General features: G+C 71.3%; 18 protein-coding genes. 14 read left to right on the plus strand and 4 right to left on the minus strand.

Going from position 1 to position 18,845, the window contains the following annotated elements:
* The first annotated feature begins 13 nt into the window (after positions 1–13).
* Entirely contained in the window at positions 14–985 is a 972-nt protein-coding gene (locus CSR00_RS21130) for a DUF808 domain-containing protein (RefSeq protein ID WP_099024384.1), read from the plus strand.
* Positions 986–988: 3 nt separating this feature from the next.
* Here the strand turns inward: CSR00_RS21130 and CSR00_RS21135 are convergent, their stop codons facing one another.
* Together CSR00_RS21135 and CSR00_RS21140 are read right to left on the minus strand one after the other, a co-directional pair.
* A complete protein-coding gene (locus CSR00_RS21135; RefSeq protein WP_099024385.1) occupies positions 989–1,858 on the minus strand; it encodes a sulfurtransferase in 870 nt (289 codons plus the stop codon).
* A 104-nt stretch (positions 1,859–1,962) separates the two neighbouring features.
* Complete coding sequence (locus CSR00_RS21140) at positions 1,963–2,823, minus strand: thioesterase family protein (protein WP_245906341.1); 861 nt, start codon at positions 2,821–2,823, stop codon at positions 1,963–1,965.
* Positions 2,824–2,991: 168 nt separating this feature from the next.
* On the opposite strand from CSR00_RS21140, the gene CSR00_RS21145 reads away from it, so the two are divergent.
* Positions 2,992–4,071, plus strand: coding sequence for a phosphotransferase family protein (locus CSR00_RS21145; RefSeq protein ID WP_099024387.1), 1,080 nt, complete (start codon positions 2,992–2,994; stop codon positions 4,069–4,071).
* Here CSR00_RS21145 and CSR00_RS21150 read toward each other — a convergent pair whose 3' ends face one another.
* Entirely contained in the window at positions 4,072–4,488 is a 417-nt protein-coding gene (locus tag CSR00_RS21150; protein ID WP_099024388.1) for a WhiB family transcriptional regulator, read from the minus strand.
* Positions 4,489–4,630: 142 nt separating this feature from the next.
* On the opposite strand from CSR00_RS21150, the gene CSR00_RS21155 reads away from it, so the two are divergent.
* From CSR00_RS21155 to CSR00_RS21180, 6 genes are all read left to right on the plus strand, one after another.
* Entirely contained in the window at positions 4,631–5,446 is an 816-nt protein-coding gene (locus CSR00_RS21155; protein WP_099024389.1) for a helix-turn-helix domain-containing protein, read from the plus strand.
* Complete coding sequence (locus CSR00_RS21160) at positions 5,443–6,264, plus strand: C40 family peptidase (RefSeq protein ID WP_099024390.1); 822 nt, start codon at positions 5,443–5,445, stop codon at positions 6,262–6,264. Before CSR00_RS21155 ends, CSR00_RS21160 begins: the two co-directional genes overlap by 4 nt.
* 58 nt (positions 6,265–6,322) lie before the next feature.
* Positions 6,323–6,694, plus strand: a complete 372-nt coding sequence (locus CSR00_RS21165; protein ID WP_099024406.1) for a DUF4226 domain-containing protein — start codon at positions 6,323–6,325, stop codon at positions 6,692–6,694.
* Between the two features lie 80 nt (positions 6,695–6,774).
* A complete protein-coding gene (locus CSR00_RS21170) occupies positions 6,775–8,340 on the plus strand; it encodes a DUF4226 domain-containing protein (protein ID WP_099024391.1) in 1,566 nt (521 codons plus the stop codon).
* Between the two features lie 9 nt (positions 8,341–8,349).
* Entirely contained in the window at positions 8,350–8,667 is a 318-nt protein-coding gene (locus CSR00_RS21175) for an ESX-1 secretion-associated protein (protein ID WP_099024392.1), read from the plus strand.
* Entirely contained in the window at positions 8,664–8,966 is a 303-nt protein-coding gene (locus CSR00_RS21180; protein WP_099024393.1) for a DUF2694 family protein, read from the plus strand. Before CSR00_RS21175 ends, CSR00_RS21180 begins: the two co-directional genes overlap by 4 nt.
* A 30-nt stretch (positions 8,967–8,996) precedes the next feature.
* Here the strand turns inward: CSR00_RS21180 and CSR00_RS30745 are convergent, their stop codons facing one another.
* On the minus strand, positions 8,997–9,143 hold the full coding sequence (locus CSR00_RS30745) for a hypothetical protein (RefSeq protein ID WP_176562176.1): 147 nt from the start codon (positions 9,141–9,143) through the stop codon (positions 8,997–8,999).
* Between the two features lie 130 nt (positions 9,144–9,273).
* Here CSR00_RS30745 and CSR00_RS31330 point away from each other — a divergent pair, with 130 nt between their 5' ends.
* From CSR00_RS31330 to CSR00_RS21210, 6 genes are all read left to right on the plus strand, one after another.
* Positions 9,274–11,253, plus strand: a complete 1,980-nt coding sequence (locus CSR00_RS31330) for a DUF5631 domain-containing protein (protein WP_099024394.1) — start codon at positions 9,274–9,276, stop codon at positions 11,251–11,253.
* Between the two features lie 140 nt (positions 11,254–11,393).
* Complete coding sequence (locus tag CSR00_RS21190; protein ID WP_099024395.1) at positions 11,394–11,723, plus strand: DUF2710 family protein; 330 nt, start codon at positions 11,394–11,396, stop codon at positions 11,721–11,723.
* 42 nt (positions 11,724–11,765) lie between these two features.
* Positions 11,766–13,259: a type VII secretion protein EccB gene (eccB, locus tag CSR00_RS21195; protein ID WP_099024396.1), complete on the plus strand. Its 1,494-nt coding sequence runs from the start codon at positions 11,766–11,768 to the stop codon at positions 13,257–13,259.
* Between the two features lie 3 nt (positions 13,260–13,262).
* Positions 13,263–17,354: a type VII secretion protein EccCa gene (gene eccCa / locus CSR00_RS21200; protein WP_099024397.1), complete on the plus strand. Its 4,092-nt coding sequence runs from the start codon at positions 13,263–13,265 to the stop codon at positions 17,352–17,354.
* 132 nt (positions 17,355–17,486) lie between these two features.
* Entirely contained in the window at positions 17,487–17,783 is a 297-nt protein-coding gene (locus tag CSR00_RS21205) for a PE domain-containing protein (protein WP_099024398.1), read from the plus strand.
* A 14-nt stretch (positions 17,784–17,797) separates the two neighbouring features.
* Positions 17,798–18,826: a PPE domain-containing protein gene (locus CSR00_RS21210; protein WP_099024399.1), complete on the plus strand. Its 1,029-nt coding sequence runs from the start codon at positions 17,798–17,800 to the stop codon at positions 18,824–18,826.
* Positions 18,827–18,845 lie beyond the last annotated feature (19 nt).

Here is an 18,845-nt window from a genome sequence, read left to right on the forward strand (position 1 = left end):
TGACGGTGACTCGATGAGCGCGGGTCTGTTCGGCCTCCTCGACGACATCGCGGCCATCGCGCGGCTCGCGGCCGCCTCGGTCGACGACATCGGCGCCGCGGCCGGTCGTGCCACCGCGAAGGCGGCCGGGGTGGTCATCGACGACACCGCTGTGACCCCGCAGTACGTGCACGGCATCGCCGCCGAGCGCGAGCTGCCGATCATCGCGCGGATCGCGCGCGGGTCCCTGCGCAACAAGCTGGTGTTCATTCTGCCGGCGGCGTTGCTGCTCAGCCAGTTCGTGCCCTGGTTGTTGACGCCCATCCTGATGGTCGGTGCCACCTATCTGTGTTTCGAGGGCGCCGAGAAGGTGTGGGGGCGTCTGCTCGGCCACCAGAACCATGCCCTGCCGGCCGCCGTCGTCGGGCCGGACGCCGAACGCGCGGTGACCACGGGGGCGATCCGCACCGATTTCATCCTCTCCGCGGAAATCATGGTCATCGCGCTCAACGAGGTCACCGACCAGCCCTTCCTGCCGCGGCTGATCATCCTGGCCGTCGTGGCCGTGGTCATCACCGCCGCCGTCTACGGTGTCGTGGCCCTCATCGTCAAGATGGACGACATCGGACTGGCTCTCGCGCAGCGGGATTCCCGGTTCAGCCAGCGGGTCGGGCGCGGCCTGGTGCACGCGATGCCGCGACTGTTGGCGGCGTTGTCGCTGATCGGCACGGTGGCGATGCTGTGGGTCGGCGGCCACATCCTCCTGGTCGGCAGCGACGAACTGGGCTGGCACACCCTCTACGGCTGGGTGCACCACCTCGAGGAGGCCGTGCGCCACGGTGCCGCCGGGATCGGCGCGCCGCTGGCCTGGCTGGTCAACACCGCCGCCTCCGCCGTGATCGGCTTCGCGGTCGGGTCGCTGGCGGTGGGGATCATCCACCTGCTGCCGTTCGGCCGGGCAGACAGCCGGGGAGAGAAGGCTGCCGACCGGCACGATGCCGCGTAGCGGTCAGCCGGGGTCCGGACCGGTGGCCGCCGGGCGCGCGGGGTCACCGCTCCATTCCGACCACGAGCCCGGGTACAGCGCGGCCTCGATCCCGGCGATCGCCAGCGCGGCGATCTGATGGGTGGCCGTCACACCGGACCCGCAGTACACGGTCACCGGTGTTGCCCCGGCCAGGTCGGTGAAGCGCCGCCGCAACTCCTCGGCGCCGCGGAAGGTGCCGGCGCCGGTCAAATTGTCCGAGGTCGGGGCCGACAGTGCGCCCGGGATGTGCCCGGCGCGGGGGTCCAACGGCTCCTCGTCGCCGCGGTAGCGCGCCGCCGCCCGAGCGTCGAGCACCACGTGACCGGCGGAGGCCGCGCGCTCGGCGACGGTGTCGGCGTCGACGGAGGGCAGGTGATCGAGGCCGTCGATGCACACCGTGCCCGCGCCGGGCACCGGGTCGCCCGTCTCGACGGGCAGGCCCGCCTGCTTCCACGCCGGCCAGCCGCCGTCGAGCAGGCGGACGTCCTGAAGCCCGGCCGCCCGCAGCAGCCACCACGCGCGAGCGGCGGCCTGGTTGTTCCAGGCGTCGTAGACGATCACGGTGTCGCCGGGATGCAGGCCCCAGCGCCGCGCCGCGCCCTGCAGTGCGGCCGGGGTGGGCAGCGGGTGGCGACCCCGCCCGCTGACGGTGTGATCGGACAGTTCGGTGTCGAGATCGACGTAGACCGCGCCGGGAATGTGCCCGGCGCGATAGGCCGCGCGGCCGTCGGGTTCGTTCAGGGTCCAGCGCACGTCGAGGATGCGGGTGCGTTCTGCGGCCGTCCCGGAAACCTCGGGAAGACCCCCCGAAAGACGAAGCGCCAATTCGTCGGGAGAGATCAGAACGTCCACTCCGAGCTCCTCTGCGGGTTGGGCCTGCGGGTTGGGCTTACGGGTTGGGCCTGGGATCTGGGCCCCGCGGGTTGGGCCCCGCGAATTGAGCCTGCGAATTGAGCCTACGAATTGAGACGCGGCGGCCGGAAGGCCTCCGCGGGCTGGGCCAGGGCGACCGCGATGGCGCTGCCGATCGGGCCCCGTCGGTCGAACAGCGTCGCCGACCCCGATGCCACCCCGGCGTCGCCGAAGTGGCTGTGCGCGGCCAGTCCGATGTGCTCGCCCTCGGGCAGGCGGGCCAGCGAGATGGTGAAGTCGGCGTTGATGTAGCGCAGCCCGCCGGTACCCCAGTGCGTGAGCGCGCTGGTGACGTCGCCGGCCAGCGCGACCCGGTCGAACGGGGTGAGCGCCTCGCCGTCGATCAACGGCCGCAGCTCGCGGACCCAGGCGTACTTGGGTCCCGGATCCCGGGCCCACTGCTCGCCCGTCCCGCCCAGAATCCCGGTGCCGGTGTCGGCGCCATAGGCCCAGAGCAGAAACGGCATGTCGGCGGCCGGGGCGGCAGGCTCGTCGGGAATCGGCGGCATCGTCACCGGCGCCGACCACACCTGGCCCTCCGGATGCGGGCCGCGCCGCAGGAACACCGCGCTGGCCCGGGCACTCACCACGTCGTTCTGCAGCAGCTCCGCGTCGACCACCTTGATGCGTTTGCCCTCTCGGCGCACCGTGGCCCGCACCTGCAGTGGGGCCATGAAGGTGGGCCGCAGCAGGTCGACGGTCAGCCGGGCCGGCTGCAGCTCCGGTGCGGCCCCGGCACGGTCCACGGCGCGCCCGAGCAGACCGCCGAGGATGTGGCCACTGACGGTGGCGCCCCAGGGACCCTGCGCCGCCGGGCGCGGGACGAAGCGGTCGCCGTCGACGGCGAAGAAGGCGTCGGGCCGGGTGGGGTCGGTTTCGACCGGAGGTGAGGGCTGCGTGCTCACCCCGGTCACACTAAGCCAGTCGGGTTGCCGGTCGGGTTGCGGCCCCGATGACCGGGACGGTCGAGGACCTCCCCGGACCCTCCGGGACATGCCGGGAAAAGCCAGGACGCGATTGACACTGAGGGCCGGAACTGTAACGTGTGCTCAGCTCATCGAGGAGGTGCCGCCGTGACCGCAACATCTGCCGCGTCCCCCGGGGCGATCCCGTCCGGGCCCGAGGACGTCACTGCCGGGTGGCTCTCGGGTGTGCTCGGCGCCGACATCACCGATGTGCGGGTGACGCCGGTGGGCACCGGTCAGACCGGCGCGACCTATCGGCTGGTCCCTACCTACGCCGACGGTCCGGGCTGGCATCCCGCCACGCTGGTGGCCAAACTGCCGTCCCAGGACGAGGAGGTGCGCCAGCGGGTGGCGTTGGGGTACCGGGCCGAATACGCCTTCTATACCGAGGCCGCGGGCACCCTGCAGGTTCCGCTGCCGCGGGTCTACCACTGCGCCATCGACCGCGACGGCGCCGATTTCGTGCTGCTGATGGCCGACCTGGCGCCGGCGGTCCAAGCCGACCAGATCCGGGGCTGCTCCGAGCAGGAGGCGCGGTTGGCGGCCGTCGCGCTGGCCGGGTTGCACGGCCCCCGGTGGTGCGACCCCCGTTGGCTGAGCTTCTCCGGGGCCACGATGCCCAGGGCCGACCCGGCGTTCGCCGCGGGGCTGGGCCAGCTGGCGGTGAGTGCCGCGGAGACCACGGTCGCCAAGCTCGGCGAGCGGATGTCGGCCGCCGACCGCGCGACCCTGGCCGAGGCCGCCGCGGCCATCGAACCGTGGCTGCTGGTCGCGCCGGAGAGGTTTGCCCTGCTGCACGGCGACTTCCGCGCGGACAACCTGCTGTTCGATCCGGCGCGGAGCCGGGTGACCGTCGTGGACTGGCAGACCCTGACGGTCGGCCTGCCGGCGCGTGACCTGAGCTATTTCACGGCGACCAGCCTGGTGCCCGAACTGCGCGCCGGCACCGAGCGCGGGCTGGTGGAGGTCTATCACGACGCCCTGCAGCGCCACGGCGTCACCGACTACGACCGGGAAACCTGTTGGCAGGACTACCGTCTGGGCGTCCTGCAGGTGCCGTTGATCACCACGTTCGGGTTCGCCTTCGCCGCGGCGACGGACCGGGGCGACGACATGGTGCTGACCATGCTCGAGCGTGGCTGTCGGGCGATCCGCGAGTTGGGCACCCTCGACCTCCTCACCGGGTGATCAGGCCGCCTTCTGCGGATCGGCCTGCGGGGCAGGCAGATGGATGACGGCGGCCACCGCTGCGACCGGGGTCGTCTCCCGGCGGGCCAGCAGATTCTCGCTTTCCGGTAGCTCGCGCGGGTTGAGCTCCCCGGCCGCGATCCGGCGCAGAACCGCGTGCGCCGCGGCGAGTTGGTGCCGCTTGCGGTACTGCCCGCCGGGCAGCTTGATGCCGGCCCAGACGCCGTACTCCTCACCGTGCTCCACCGCGTGCCCGGCGCACCGGCGCTGCTGGGCGAGCGGGCAGCGGCGCAGGCACTGCAGCCGCGCCTCGACGGCGGACTGCTCGTAGACGCGGGCCTTGGCGGCGCCGTCGCTGCCGTCGTCGTCGGCGTAGCCGAACCACAGGTCGGGATTCTGCGAGCACGGGATGTTCATGGGTGGACCCTCTCGTTCGGAACGTCGACGAAAGCGTATACGCAAAATCGCACGAAGTGCAAGAGAAACGTTGATGAAAACGTATATACATTCGGCGATGGGGGTCGCTGTGTACCATCCCTCCCATGGCCGGAGGGCAACGGTGACCCGTGAAGCGGCCGGCGCGGCGATCCGGTCGTTGCGCGAATCCCGGGACCTGTCCCTGGCCGACCTCGCGGCCGCGACGGGAGTGAGCACGATGGGGCTCAGCTACCTGGAGCGCGGAGCCCGAAAACCGCACAAAAGCACAGTTCAGAAGGTCGAAAACGGGCTCGGTCTGCCGCCGGGGACCTATGCCCGGCTCGTGGTGGCGGCCGACCCGGGCGCGGAGTTGGCGCAGGTGGTCGGCGACGCGCCGCCACCGCGGCCGGCCCGCGCCGCCGGGGCCGCCGGGGCCGTGGTGGTCGACCGGCACAGCGACACCGACGTCCTGCAGGAGTATGCGGAGGCTCAGCTCGACGCACTCCGATCGGTGATCGAGCGACTACCGGCGTCGACGTCCGACGAGTATGAAACATATATGATCTCGGTGATAACGCAATGCGTGAAGGCGGAGATGCTGGCCGCCAACTCCTGGCGGGTGGCCGTCAACGCGGGGGCACCGGCCGCGCGACCGCTGCTGGCCCACCTGCACGCGCTGGAGTCCACCCGCGCCGAACTGCTCGACCGCATGCCCGGCAGCATCGGCGCCCGCTTCGACCGCGCGTGCGCGGATTCGGGCCTGCCCGACCAGGTGCTGGCCACGCTGCTGGGCGTCACCGCCGAACAACTCTGGGAGATCCGCAACGTCGGCGCCGTCCCGGCGGGCGCGTTGGCGCGGATACAGGAATTCGTGGCCGCCTCCCAAGAGGACGCCCAAGAGGACACAGAACAGCTCGTTTCGGGGCGCCGCCCCGAGGGCACGCGGGGCCGGCGATGACCGAACTGGAGATTCTGGGCCGGGCCCACGCTCTTTTCCCCGGCGGTCGGGCCCCGGCTGCCCAGGCACTGACCGGCCCCGGGCCCCGCCCGCCGACCGGACCGCCGCCCGGGGCCGGAGCCGGGCCGGCCGGCTACCGCCGGGGCGCCGCCGGGAGTGCCACGGCGCTGCTGGCCGCCGTCGAGACCGACGCCCGGCTGGGGCGCGTCCTGGCCGCGGCGCTCGAGGAGCACGCCGAGGCCCGCCGCCGTACCGGCGCGGTACTCGCCGCGGCCCGCGCCGACCGGGGCGCCGTCGGGGATTCCCCGGCCGCTCAGCGCGAGGCGGTGCTCCGCCGGGTGGCGCGGTTGCGCGCCCAGCATGCGCACGTCGTGGCGGCCCGCGCCGCGGCGCGGCGCCGGCTTCTGCTCCTGCGGGCCCTGCGCTACCTGGTGGCGCGGGGCCGGATTCGGCTGCGCGGCACCGGAGTGCCGGCACCCCGCGGGCGGGTGGCCGGCGCGGTGCGGGCGGCGCTGTCGCGGCTGGGCCGCCCCTATGTGTGGGGGGCCATCGGGCCGGATCGGTTCGACTGTTCGGGACTCGTGCAGTGGGCCTACCGTCAGGTGGGGATCGATTTGCCGCGCACCACCTATGACCAGATCGGTGTCGGCGTCGCCGTGCCACGCGAGGCGGTGCGCCCCGGGGATCTGGTCTTCCCGCACGCCGGGCACGTCCAGTTGGCGATCGGGAACAACCTGGTCGTGGAGGCGCCTTACTCGGGGGCATCGGTCCGGATCAGCCCCCTGGGCGGCCACGTCCAGATCCGTCGCCCGGTCTGATTGCGGACCACCCGCCGGGTGAGTTGTCGCCGATCTGGGGACTGAGTACGTTGTGGCCATGGCGGAACAGACCGGACCCTCGGTGACCGCCATGCAGGCACGCGCCGCCGCCCTGGCGGCCCGCCGCAGCGCGGTCGCCGAATCCGATGACGAGCTGGCTCGGCTGGTCGCCGACGCGCACGCATCCGCCGTCGCCGGCCGGGCCCGCCTCGACGCCATCGAACGCGAGATCGAGCAGGCCGTCACGCAGCAGTCCGCCCTGGCGCTGGACACCGCAGCCGGCGGCCTGGAATTCCAGCGTTTCCTGCTCGCCAAACATCGCGAGATCATCGGCATCGTCACCGACGCGGCGGAGAAGGGCCGGGCACACCGGGCCACCCTCGTCGCGCTGACCGCGCAGTATTCGTCCCCGGATTCGCCGCTCCGGTGAGCGGGGCGGGGTGAATTGTCCGCCCCGCAGTGCCTGGGTACTGTCCCCGCCATGGCGGGGCGGCGACGGAGACACCGGCGATGAGTGAGATCACCGAACTTCGCGATTCCATCCGTCGGGTCACCGAGGCGACCGGCGATCCCGATGCGTGGCGACGCGGCCTGAGTGACCGCGAGATCGCCGATCTGTCTTTGTATCCCGTCGACCCGGGCGTCGCCTCGGTGGTGTTGACGAAGTTGCGGCGGGACTACGCCGGGCTGCTGGCCGGGACCGCCCCGGCGCCGCGTGCAACCACCGCGAAGGATCCGCCGCAAAACCCCGAGGGCGACACCGCGGAGGCCATCCGGTCCGCCGAACACGATCTGGCGCAACAACGTTCACTCGCGGCTCAGCTGGACCTGCACGCCGTCACCGCCATCCTCGGGGCCCACTCGACCACCGTCGCGGGCGCAGAGGCGTTGAGCCGACTGCAGGACGAGATCGAGAACGCGGTGCGCACCCGCACCGACCTCGACACCCCGGCGGGCGCCCGGGATTTCCAGCGTCACCTGATCGCGAGGCTGAAAGACATCCGCCGCGTGGTGGAGACCGCCGATCTCGACAGCACCTCCAGGGCCGCGCTGATGGCGGTCTGGACCGCCCTGTACGGCACCGCGAACGCCATGGAACCCTCGTCACCCCGGGGCGCCGAGCCGGCGCCCGATACCGGGGAGTCCCCACCGCCGCGACCCCGGGGTGGCGACCCCGGTGCGCCCGCGCGTCTCACCGGGACCGCTGCGGCGGCGCAGGATCCGCTGTGGGATCAAGTGCTGGCCGGCGATCCGTTGCTGGATGCGCTGGGCGTGGCGCCCGCGGCCGAACCGCCAGCGGTGGCGGGCCTTCCGGCGACGCCGGTGCTGCCCCTGCCGCCATCTTCGGCACCGGCACCGGTACCGGCCTCGCCGCAGACACCCGCGCCGAGCGCTGTGCCACCGTCGTCGGCATTGCCGGTGACGACGCCACCGACCACCCCGATCACTGCCCGGGCCCCCGGCCTCGGCGAGGACCCGCTGCGGGCGCTCGAAGAGCTGATCGGGTCACCGGACGGCCTCGACGACGCGGTCGGCCAGGACGGGGAGCACGGGGCGCAGAGCGAGCAGTCCGACAGTGCCGACAGTGCCGGCAGTGCCGGCGCCGCCGACCCGAACCGCTCGACCGCCGTGGAAACACCCGGGGAGGAGCCCGGACCGGCGCCGTCGGCCACCGTGCGTCTGCCGGACGGCGACACGGTCACCGCCCCCTCGGCTGCACTCGCCGAGGTGATCCGCTCGGCCACCTCCGGCACGCCCCTCGGCGAGGCCTTCCAACGCCAGGGCATCACGATCCCCGCGCCGGGAGCGGTACCGGAGCACCCCGTGGACCCGTCGCGGTTGGCCCCCGGTGACATCGGGGTGTTCATCGACCGGCACGCCCTGGCACTCGGCGCCGACAAGGCGCTGCTCGACAACCACATTCAACCGATCGGCGCCGTGTCCGGTCCGACCTTTCTAGGCTGGTCCCACCCACCGGATCCGAGCACCGACCGCCCGGCCCCGGCGCCGCCACCCGGCGTGTCCGGCAGTTCGCCCCAACCGACCCGACCGGCATCGGCCGGCACCGACAGCTAGGAGTTCGCGATGGCAGACCGAGTTCACGTGGTTCCCGCCCAGTTGCGCGACGCGGCGGCCGAACACGCCGCGACGTCGGAACACCTGCGCGCGATGCCGTCCTCCCACGGCGAGATCCAGGAGAGCCTGGACTCGCTGGGCCCGATCTTCGGTGAGCTGCGCGACGCGGCGACCGAACTGCTCGAACAGCGCCGGCGCTGCTACGAGCAGCAGGCCGACGATCACCAACTGATGGCCGATAACCTGAGGCGATCCGCCGAGCTGTGGGAGGAGCAGGACGCCCGGGCCGCACAGCAACTGGGCAGCGTCCACGACGAGAGCCGATGACCGAACCCGATCCCGCCTTCGACACCACGCACCCCTGCGGGCACATCCTGTTCCGCAGCTGCCGGGGCGGCTATCTGCACAGCGTGGTGCTCAGCGAGGGCGCGATGGACATCGAGGCCGGCGAGTTGGCCCGTGGCATCCTGCTGGCCGCCGAGGTGTCCTACCTCAAGGCGGTGATGGAGGTTCGCGCCGAGATCATCGCCGCGGGGCACTCACCGTCGGCGGAACTTCCGGGACCGCAGGAACTCGCGGCCGCCCAGGCCGCCCTGGCCGAGCACCAGGACCTGGGCCGGCGCTGAGGGGCGCGGCGCAGGCCGCTCACCGGCCACTCACCGAGACGGGTCGGGAGGCCCCGGGGAGACGTCCGGAGCAATACGGTCCGGCGGCGCAACCGGCTCCGCGCCGAACAGCTCCCGGGCGCGCTGCAGCAGTGCCCTGACCTCGTCGAGTTGCTGCTGCAACAGCGAATCAGACATGGCCCGACGGTACCGCCGGCACCGGGGCCCGACAATTCACCGCGGCGGCTCTCGGCTGAATAGCCGTATGGGCAGACAACGGTAACCTTGACGCGTGGCTATCTTCGGTCGCAGGTCAGCGCGAAGGCGGATGAAGAGGGCGAGTCAACAGGCCCTCTCGACGCCGTCCTTCCGCACCCCGGCGGACTGCACCCCGTGGGTGCTGGGCGGTCTGTGGCCCACGGAGCTGAACGCCGTGACCACCGAAACCGCCACGATGGCAGAGTATCTGAAACGCGATCTGCAGCGCATCGCCGATTCGGCCAACGAGAAGATGCGCATTCTGGCCGAATCGGGTCTGCACGGCGACGAGCGCACCGCCGAGGAGACCCGCGTCATCAACGTCGCCCGCGCGTTCGCCGTGCTGCGGGTGGAATCCACGGTGCGGCAGCTTCGCAAGGAAGCCATCGGGTTTCAGACGGAGTATCTGCGGCTGGACTCGGTGGCCAACCGGGGCACCCCCGCGATCGAGCAGACCCAGATCGTCGACATGACCGAGCTGCGGGAGGCGCTGAGGGATGGCGCCCAGAAAGACGCGCGAAGAGAAGAGCCACAGCGAGAACCGGTCAACGGGCGACGCCGTTACGGCCGCCACGCCGCCGAACGGCCTGCGGTCACCGTCGATGCCGAGCAAGTCCAAGCCGAGGAAGTCCAGGTGATGCCGGCGGTGCCGGTCTCGGAGCCGGTTTCCGAGCCGATCTCGGTGCCGATCTCGGAGCCGGTCTCGGAGCCGGTCCCCGAGCCGGCGGACCGTTCCGAACCGCGCCGGTGGTGGGAGTCGGCACCCCCGCCGCCGCAGGCCCCCGCCGCGTCCCTCGAGGAGACCGAGCCGCCGGAGCCACTGGAGACCCCTGAGGCGCGTGAGATGCCCGGGGTCCCCGACATCCCGCCCTCTGATATCGCCCAGGTTCCCGAGGCGCCCGAGGTAGCCGAGGTGCGTGAGGCGCCCGGGGCTCCTGAGGCTGTCGCCGAGGTGCCCCCAGAACCAGCCGCACCGGCCGCAGAACCCGGGACGCCGGCAGCGACCGAGCACGTGCCCGCCCCGCCCCGGGCGGCGCCACCGACCGCCCCGGGTGCCGGCGGCGCCGTCGGCTGGACGGGTCCGGTCACGGAGTCCCCGACGACGCCGCCCGGTGCCGGCGTGACCGGGCCGGCACCGTCGGGCACCACGCCCGCCGGCGCCGAGCCGGAACCGGTCACGGCGGCGACCGGCCACCAACGCCAGCCAGAACCCGAGCCAGAACCCGAGCTCGAACCGCTCCCCAGGCCCGAGGAGATCCCACTGCAGTGGTTCGGCGGCCGGGTCGAGGACCCACCGGAATACGTGCCGCCGCCCCGTCCGGCTCCGCGCGACACCCCGGCGGAGCCGGTGGCCCGCCCGGTCGCCCCCGTGCCGAGCACCCCCCGGCGCGTCGACACCGCCGGTGCCGACGGCGAGCCGCGGCTGGCCCGGCTGCTGGAATACGTCGCGCGCCAGGAACCGGGACTGCGATGGGCGATCGGTGCGCGCGCCGACGGCGCCACCGTGCTGGTCACCGACCTGGCCTACGGCTGGATACCTCCGGGGCTCGATCTCCCGGCCGACGTCGAGCTGCTGCCGCCGGCCCGGCGCCGGGGTAACGCCACGGCGCTGTTGGGCCAGGCCGGGGACACCGTGTCCAGGCTGGTCTATGCACCCGGCGACCCGTTCCGCGGGGGCGGCGAGGCCGAAGCCGGCGCCTCCTCGGCGCCGCGGCAGCTCCCCGACGTCGACGACCTGGGATGGAAGCTCGGCGAAGCGACTCACTGGCGTGACGGGCTGCCGCGCATGGTGAACACGCTGGCCCGGGCGGCCGCCGCGGGGACCGGCGTGGTGGAGGCCGAACTCGATGTGCTGCGGGTGCATCTGGACACCGCCCGCTACCAGCTGATGTCCCTGTACCCCGACGTCGACCCGAACGTGCTGCTCAACTGCCTGCTGCTGGCGGCCACCGAGGCGCTGGCCACCGGCGACAAGGTGGCCGCGAACTATCACTTCAGCTGGTTCGAGGCGCTCAGCGCCCCGGCGGGCAGCCAGTGGAACACCTACTGACACCTACTGACACCTATCGACACCTACTGACACCTGTTGAACGGAACCCGGCGAGTTGTCCCGACGCGGGCATACCCACGCCGGGCCGCACGCTCGGCAATGAATTGACGTGTTTCGAAGGACATCTCCATACTGGCTAGGTGGCGGGGTCTGGCGACGGCGTGGAACGCGGTGGCAAACTCAGCGACAGGGATCTCGTCGACGCCGTGCTGCGGGAGCTCAACGAGGCGGCCGACCGGTGGGAGGCGCTCGTTGCCCAGGCCGAGACGATCACTTTCAGCGTTGATTTGGGGGATGTTCATGCGGTGGCCAATTCCGACGGGAAACTCATCGACCTCACCGTGCATCCGAGCGCGGTGAGCGGCTATTCCCACGGCGAACTCGCCGAACGGCTGAACCTGGCCTTCGCCGCATTGCGCGAGGAGGCCCAGGCCGAGAACGCCGCCCGCTACGGCGGCGTGCTCGAGTAGGCCGCCGAGCCTGAACCTGCCCGACAAGGACACCCGAATCTCATGCCGCTCAATCTGTCCAACCGCGACCAGAACTCCGGTCACCTGTTCTACAACCGCCGCCTCCGGGCGGCCATCACCCGGTTTTCCGTCCGGATGAGACACGACGACCGCAAACAGCAAGCCGCGGTGGCCCTCTCGATCGTCTTCGTGCTGATCGGCATGGGCTGGATGGCGCTGCTGCACTTCTTCAAACCGGCCGGACTGGTCGGCGAGTCGGCAATCATCGGTGACCGCGACACCGGTGCGATCTACGCCAAGATCGACGGGCGGCTCTACCCGGCGATGAACCTCACCTCGGCCCGCCTGGTGACAGGCAGCGCGTCCGCGCCCACCTGGGTGAAATCCGCGGAGATCGGCAAGTATCCGACCGGGCCCATGGTTGGCATTCCCGGCGCCCCCGACGACCTGAAGATCACCGGTGGGGGCGTCTCGACGTGGACGGTCTGCGACACCGCACCCGAGCGCGGCAGCGGTGGACGCGCCGTGGTCACCTCCATCGCCGGCCCGCTGTCGACGGGCCGGTCCGCGCCGATGACCCCGACCCAGGCCATCCTGGCCACCCATGCCGGTGCCACCTACGTCATCTGGGACGGACACCGTTCCCAGATCAATCCCGCCGACCGCACCGTCACGTTCAACCTGGGCCTGGACCCCGGTACCACCTACCCGATCGAGATCTCCAACGCACTCTACGACGCCATGCCCGCCACCGAACCACTTGTGGTCCCGGCGATCCCGGACGCCGGCACACCGTCGCGCTGGCTGCCCGACAGTCCGGTCGGCACGGTGCTGGAGACCCAGGACTCCCAGGGGCAGATCAGCGGCTTCTACGTGCTGCTGCCCGGCGGCGTTCAGAAGATCACCTCGTTCGTCGCCGACCTGCTGCGCACGGCCGACTCCCAGGGCGCGACGACGCCGAAGCTGATCTCCCCGGACAAGCTGGTCGACATCCCCGACGTCTCGGTGCTCAACGTCGACTTCTATCCCAACCGCAAACTCGACTTCGTCGACACCTCCGCGAACCCGGTGGCCTGTGTGGCCTGGGAGAAGCAGAACACCGACCGGCAGGCCACCGTGCAGATCTACAGCGGCCGAGGCCTGCCCGTCCCGATGAGCATGGATGCCCACCTGGTGAAGCTGGTGCGCAACGATCGGGACCCCGACTCGGTGGAGGCCAACCAGACCCTGATGCTGCCCGGGGCCGCCAACTTCGTGGCCACCACCAGCGGGGTGGTGACGGCGGATTCGCGCGAGAGCCTGTACTGGATCTCACCGCAGGGGGTGCGCTACGGCGTGGAGTGGGACCAGGCCACGCTGCAGGCGCTGGGCCTGGACCCACGACGGGCCGTGCAGGCGCCCTGGCCCATCGTGCGCACCTTCGCCGCCGGTCCCGCGATCAGCCGCGACAGCGCCCTGGTGGCCCGCGACACCGTCGTCAGCGACGCCCTGCTGTCGGCGGTACCCAGACCCAGCGACCCGACCGCGGGAGGTTGATTCGTGTCCAAACGGGGATTTGTCCGCGGTCCGCGTAAGCAACCGCCCGTCGTGCCGCCCGCCCGGGTGGCGGTCGCCCCGCCCCTGGCGCTGCCGGAGCGGGAGCCGCGCAACATCATTCTGATGATCGCCCTGCCCGCGCTGCTGGTGGGGATCATCGGCACGCTCGTGGTGATGTACAGCTCCGGGGTGCGCTCGCTGCAGTCGGGGTTCTTCCCGATGATCGGCCTGGTCGGCTTCGCCGCGCTGATGTTCAGCGGCCGCTTCGGGCGCGGCCGCCGCGTCAGCTGGGGCGAGCAGGAAAAGCAGCGCCGGGCCTATCTGCGCCAGCTCGACGACGACCGCGACGAGATCCAGCGCGCCGCCCAGGAGCAGCGCCGCAGTCAGCTCTATGCGCACGGGGACCCGCAGCAGCTCGACACCGTCATCGGCGGCCCCCGGATGTGGGAACGCCGGCAGGGCGATCCCGACTTCCTGGAGGTGCGCCTGGGTATCGGGGTACAGCTGGCCAGCGACTCCGCGGTGTCGCTGCAGTGGCCCGAGGTTCCCATCGGCGAGGAACTCGAGCCGGTGACCGGGCGGGCGCTACGCGATTTCATTCTCGAGCAGAGCAAGATCCGGGGCATCGGCAAGGTGCTGAACCTGCGGTCCAAACCGGGTTTCAGCTTCGTCGGAGAAGATCCCGCCGAACTGCAGTCGTTCATGCGGGCCGTGTTGTGTTCTCTGGCGGTCTATCACAGCCCCAACGACCTGAAGCTGATGGTCGTCACCCGCCACCCCGAGCAGTGGCAGTGGATGGTGTGGCTGCCGCACAACCAGCACGACGAGATGTTCGACGCCTGCGGCCTGCGCCGGCTGGTGTTCACCTCGCCGACCGAACTGGAGCAGGCCCTCGACTCCGAACTGCACCGCAAGGGCCGCGGCCCCTGGACACCCCCCGGCGGCACCAGCCCCACCTCGATGCCCTCACCCATGGAGGCCGCGGCGGCCGGATCGGCGCTGGGACCGCACTGGGTCATCGTCGACGACAACGTGGGCACCCCCGAACAATGGGAGGGCGTCACGGGACTGAAGGGGATGGCGGGAATCACCGTGCTGCGCCTGGCCACCCGGCCCGGGGTGGGCGTGGGGTTCTCCGACGAGGAACAGCGCTTCGGGCTGCGCGAGGGCCGGTTGCGGCACCGCGACGCGTTCTTCGCCGTGGCCGACATGCTCGCCGAGAGCACCGCCGACCGCTATGCGCGCGCCCTGGCGCGGTGGTCGCCGATGACCGCCGGTGAGATGTCCGAGACCGACAGCCAGGGCGGAGAGTTGTTGCGGGCGCTGGGCATCAGTGACCCCCGCCAGCTGGACGTGGACCGGTTGTGGGCCGAGAGTCGCGGCCGCGGCGACCCCAAATGGGCGGTGGTGCCCGTCGGCGTCAAGCCCAGCGGCGAGCTGCAGTACATCGTGCTGCGCGCCAAGGACTTCGGTGGCTTCGGTTTCCACTCCGTGGTGATCGGCACCTCCGGTTCGGGTAAGTCCGAGTACTTCCTGTCGCTGTGCAACGGGATCGCCCTGACGCATTCCCCGGAGACCTTCATCGTCATCTTCGTCGACATGAAGTTCGAGTCGGCGGCCCAGGACCTGGAGGGCCTGCCCCACGTCGCCGGGTCGCTGTCGAACCTGGGCAAGGACGAACGGCATCTGGCCGAGCGGATGCGCAAGGCCATCAACGGTGAGATGGCCAGGCGGTACGCCCTTTTCAAGGAGGCCGGCGCGCGTGATGCCAACGAGTACGAGGAGATGCGACTGGCCGGGCGCGACCTGGAACCCGTCCCCATCCTGCTGGTGATCATCGACGAGTACCTGGAGCTGTTCCACCATCACCCGGAATGGATCGACCTGGTCATCCACATCGGTCAGGAGGGACGCGGCTGTAACGTCTTCTTCACCCTGGGCGGTCAGCGCCTCGATCTGTCCTCGCTGAGCAAGGCCAAGAGCAACATCGCCTTCCGGGTCGCGTTGCGCGCCGAGACGGCCGAGGACTCGCGCGACGTGATCGGCAGCGACGCCGCGCTGCACCTGCCCTCCAAGGAGGCCGGCTACGCGCTGCTCAAGGTGGGGCCGCGCGAGTTGGAGCACTTCCGCTGCTTCTACGTCTCGGCCCCCTTCGTGGTGCCCAAGAAGGTGGTCAACACCGGCCAGACCGTGGACGTCAGCTTCAACGAGCCGCGGGCGCTGACGTGGGAGTACCAGCCGCTCAGCGATGAGGACAACGCCGCCCTGGCCCAGGCCGACGAGCCCGACGAGCCCGACGAGTTCCTCTTCCACGCCGACGGTTTCAAGAAGAAGAAGCTGCTCGACGTCATCCGCGAGTCGTTGATCTCCAGCCCGGCCCGCGCGCCGCACCAGATCTGGTTGCCGCCGCTGGAGATCAGCGAGCCGGCCGACCAGCTGGTGCACCGGTGGCGGGGCAAACCCTGGTACGTCGACTACGGGCAGAACCCCGGCCTGGTGTTTCCGGTGGGGATCGAGGACATTCCCGAGGATCACAAGCAGGAAGTGCACGTCATCGAGGCCGAGATGGACAACATCATGGTCGTGGCGACCGCCCAGCGTGGGAAGTCGACCACCCTGATGACCCTGATGACCTCGGCGGCGCTGATGTACACCCCCGAGCGGGTGGCGTTCTTCGCGATCGGGGCCTCGCTGTACCCGGTGGAGGAGTTGCCGCACGTCGCCGGTGTCGTCAGCCTCACCGACACCGAGGGGGTGTCGCGGACCCTGGCGACCGTGGAGGGCCTGATGCGCGCCCGGGAGGCCGCGTTCAAGCGCTACCAGATCGACATCTCCGAATTCCGCGAACGCCGCTTCGGCCCGGCCGCCGGCGCCGGCACCGACCCGGCGGACAAGTTCGGCGACGTGTTCCTGGTGATCGACAACTTCGGCGACCTCTACGAGAAGGACAACGGGCTGGGCGATCGCGCCATCGCCGTGGCCCGCCAGGGCCTGTCCTACGGGATCCACGTCATGACCAGCGCCTCGGGCTGGCTCGTCGGGCAGAAGCAGGCCCTGCTGAACGTGGCCAACGCCCGCATCCAGCTGCGGCTGAGCAACCCCGACGAGACCCAGATGGGCAGTGGCATGGACCACCGCCGCGCCGCGCGCAACACCCTGGACCGTCCCGGCTTCGGGCTGACCCGCCGCAGCCACGAACTGCTCATCGGGGTGCCCGAGATCGTCGGTCCCACCGGTGAACGGGTGCCCACCCGCCAGGTCGGCGCGATGATCGCCCAGCAGACCGGGGCCGGACGGGTCGAGACGCTGGCGCGGCTGCCGGAACGAATCGCGTTGCGCCAGATCGTCGCCGACTTCGCCAGGTCCCCGGAGTCGGCCGAGGGTCTCAACATCCCGTTCGCCATCGGGGAGAGCGCCCTGCAGCCGATGGCGCTGACCGCGCGCAGCACACCGAACCTGTTGGTGATGGGACGTCAGGGGTGCGGCAAGACGACCGCCCTGGCGGCGTTCGGGCAGGCGGTGATGGGCCGGCTGTCCCCCGAAGACGCTCAGATCACCATCATCGACCCGAAGACGACGCTGATCGGCAAGATCCAGGGCCCGCACGTCCGGGCCTATGCCTACACCCCCGACGATATCGACCAGGTCGTCGGCGAACTGGCGGCACTGCTGCGCGACCGGCTGCCCCCGTCGGGGCTCTCGCAGGAGGAGCTGATGCGGCGGGCGCAATGGCAGGGCGCCCACCATTTCGTGCTGATCGACGACGAGCAGGAACTGCGACCCAACGGGGTGCTGGGCAAGCAGGCGGCGACGGCGCCGCTGTGGCCGCTGATCGAGCGCAGCCGTGAGGTCGGCCTGCACGTCATCGCGAGCCGGCTGCCGGGCAACTGGGCGGGTGTGTCGGCGATGAATCCGTTCCTGCAGAAGCTCACCGGCTCGCGCGCGCCGACGCTGTTCATGGACAACGATCCGCAGGCGGTGAAGGTTTTTGGCCGAACCAGCGCACAACAGCTACCGCCGGGCCGCGGCCTGTTCGTCACCACCGACGGTGCGATCGAAGGTGTCCTGGTCGGTCTACCTGAGGAAACACTGTGATTCCGGCCGCAGGGCCCCGGTGACTTGCGGGGTGACATAACTCTCCAGCACACTGGAGACATGAATTGAATCCGCACGCGGTTGCCGCGGGGATTCAGGACGGGGATCGGGAGGAGCACAACAATGGCGGGGATGATGAACGTCAGCGAAGCCGTGGTGGGGACGTCGGCGGCGACCGAGAGCGGGATCACCGCGGAGATGGCCGCGGCCAGCGCGGCGGCCTCGGCGGCGCTGACCGGTGTGGTGCCGATGGGCGCCGACGCGGATTCGGCGGCCTTCGCCGCTGCGCTGTCGGGTGCCGGCGGCGCCTACCTGGGTACCGCCGCCGAGCATGCGGGCCAGCGCGGCCTGTTCTCCGGCGCACAGGGCCTGGCCGGCGTCACCTACGGGGTCACCGACGCCATGAACAACGCCACGCTGGCGCTGTAGAGGCGTTGTAGACCGTGCCGGTCGATCCGCTCTGGGCGACCTCCACTCCTGAAACCAACTACCTGAGGCTGGTGGGCCCGGGCGCGGCAGGGGTGTCGTCGACCCTTGCCTCGGGCACCGCCTGGCAGGCGTTGATGGCCAGCCATGAGCTGTCCTTCTCGCTGTCGGCGCTCAACACCGCGGTCACCGCCCTGAACTTCGAGGGTGTCGGCGGGCTGAGTTCCGAGGCGACGGTGACCACGCTCAACGGCGCGCTGCAGGCGCTGGCCATGTGGGTGCAGGAGAAGCCGCCGATCGCGGCGCAGGGTGTGGCCGCCTACCAGACCGCGGTGCAGACTATGATCCCCGCGGAGGTGTCCGTCGCCAACCGCACCGAGCAGGCCGCCGACGTGGCGATCAACCCCTCGGTGTGGGGCGCGCTCACCCCCGCGATCATCGCCCTGGACACCGAGTACTTCGGCGAGCACTGGCCGCACAACTCCAGCACCGGGGCCGCCTACGGCGCCGCGCTGTCCGCACTGATCGCGTTGCTGGCGGTGCCACCGCCGGTGGCGCCGATGGGTGCCTCTCCGGCGGCTCCGGCGGCGGCGGCCTCGGCCGTGGCCACCACGGCGGCCACCACCGGGATGCAGGCCTCCACGCAGGTGGCCGGAACCGCGACCCAGGCCACCGGTCAGGCCGCGGCGGCTCCGGCGCAGGCGGCCGGCGGGGCCGGCGACATGGGCCAGATGATGATGCAGCCGATGCAGGCGGCGATGGGCATGATGCAGCCGCTGATGGGCATGTTCCAGGCACCGATGCAGGCCGTCCAGGGCATGGCCAGCCTGCCGCAGTCGATGATGGGCGCCATGGGCGGGATGATGGGCAACTCGATGGCACCCGGTGCCGCCGGCGCGGGCGCGGCGGCGGGACAACCGGTCGCCCTCGCCGCCGGGGCCGCCGGCGGTGGGGCCGGCGGCGGGGGCGGCATCGGCGGGGGAGCCGGGGCCGCGGGGGGTTATCCGGGCGCCGGGATGACCAAATACACCCGGCCTGGCGCTTAGCCACACTTGACGCTGGCGA

Origin of the sequence: Mycolicibacterium palauense, assembly GCF_002592005.1 — a bacterium.
GTDB lineage: Bacteria > Actinomycetota > Actinomycetes > Mycobacteriales > Mycobacteriaceae > Mycobacterium > Mycobacterium palauense.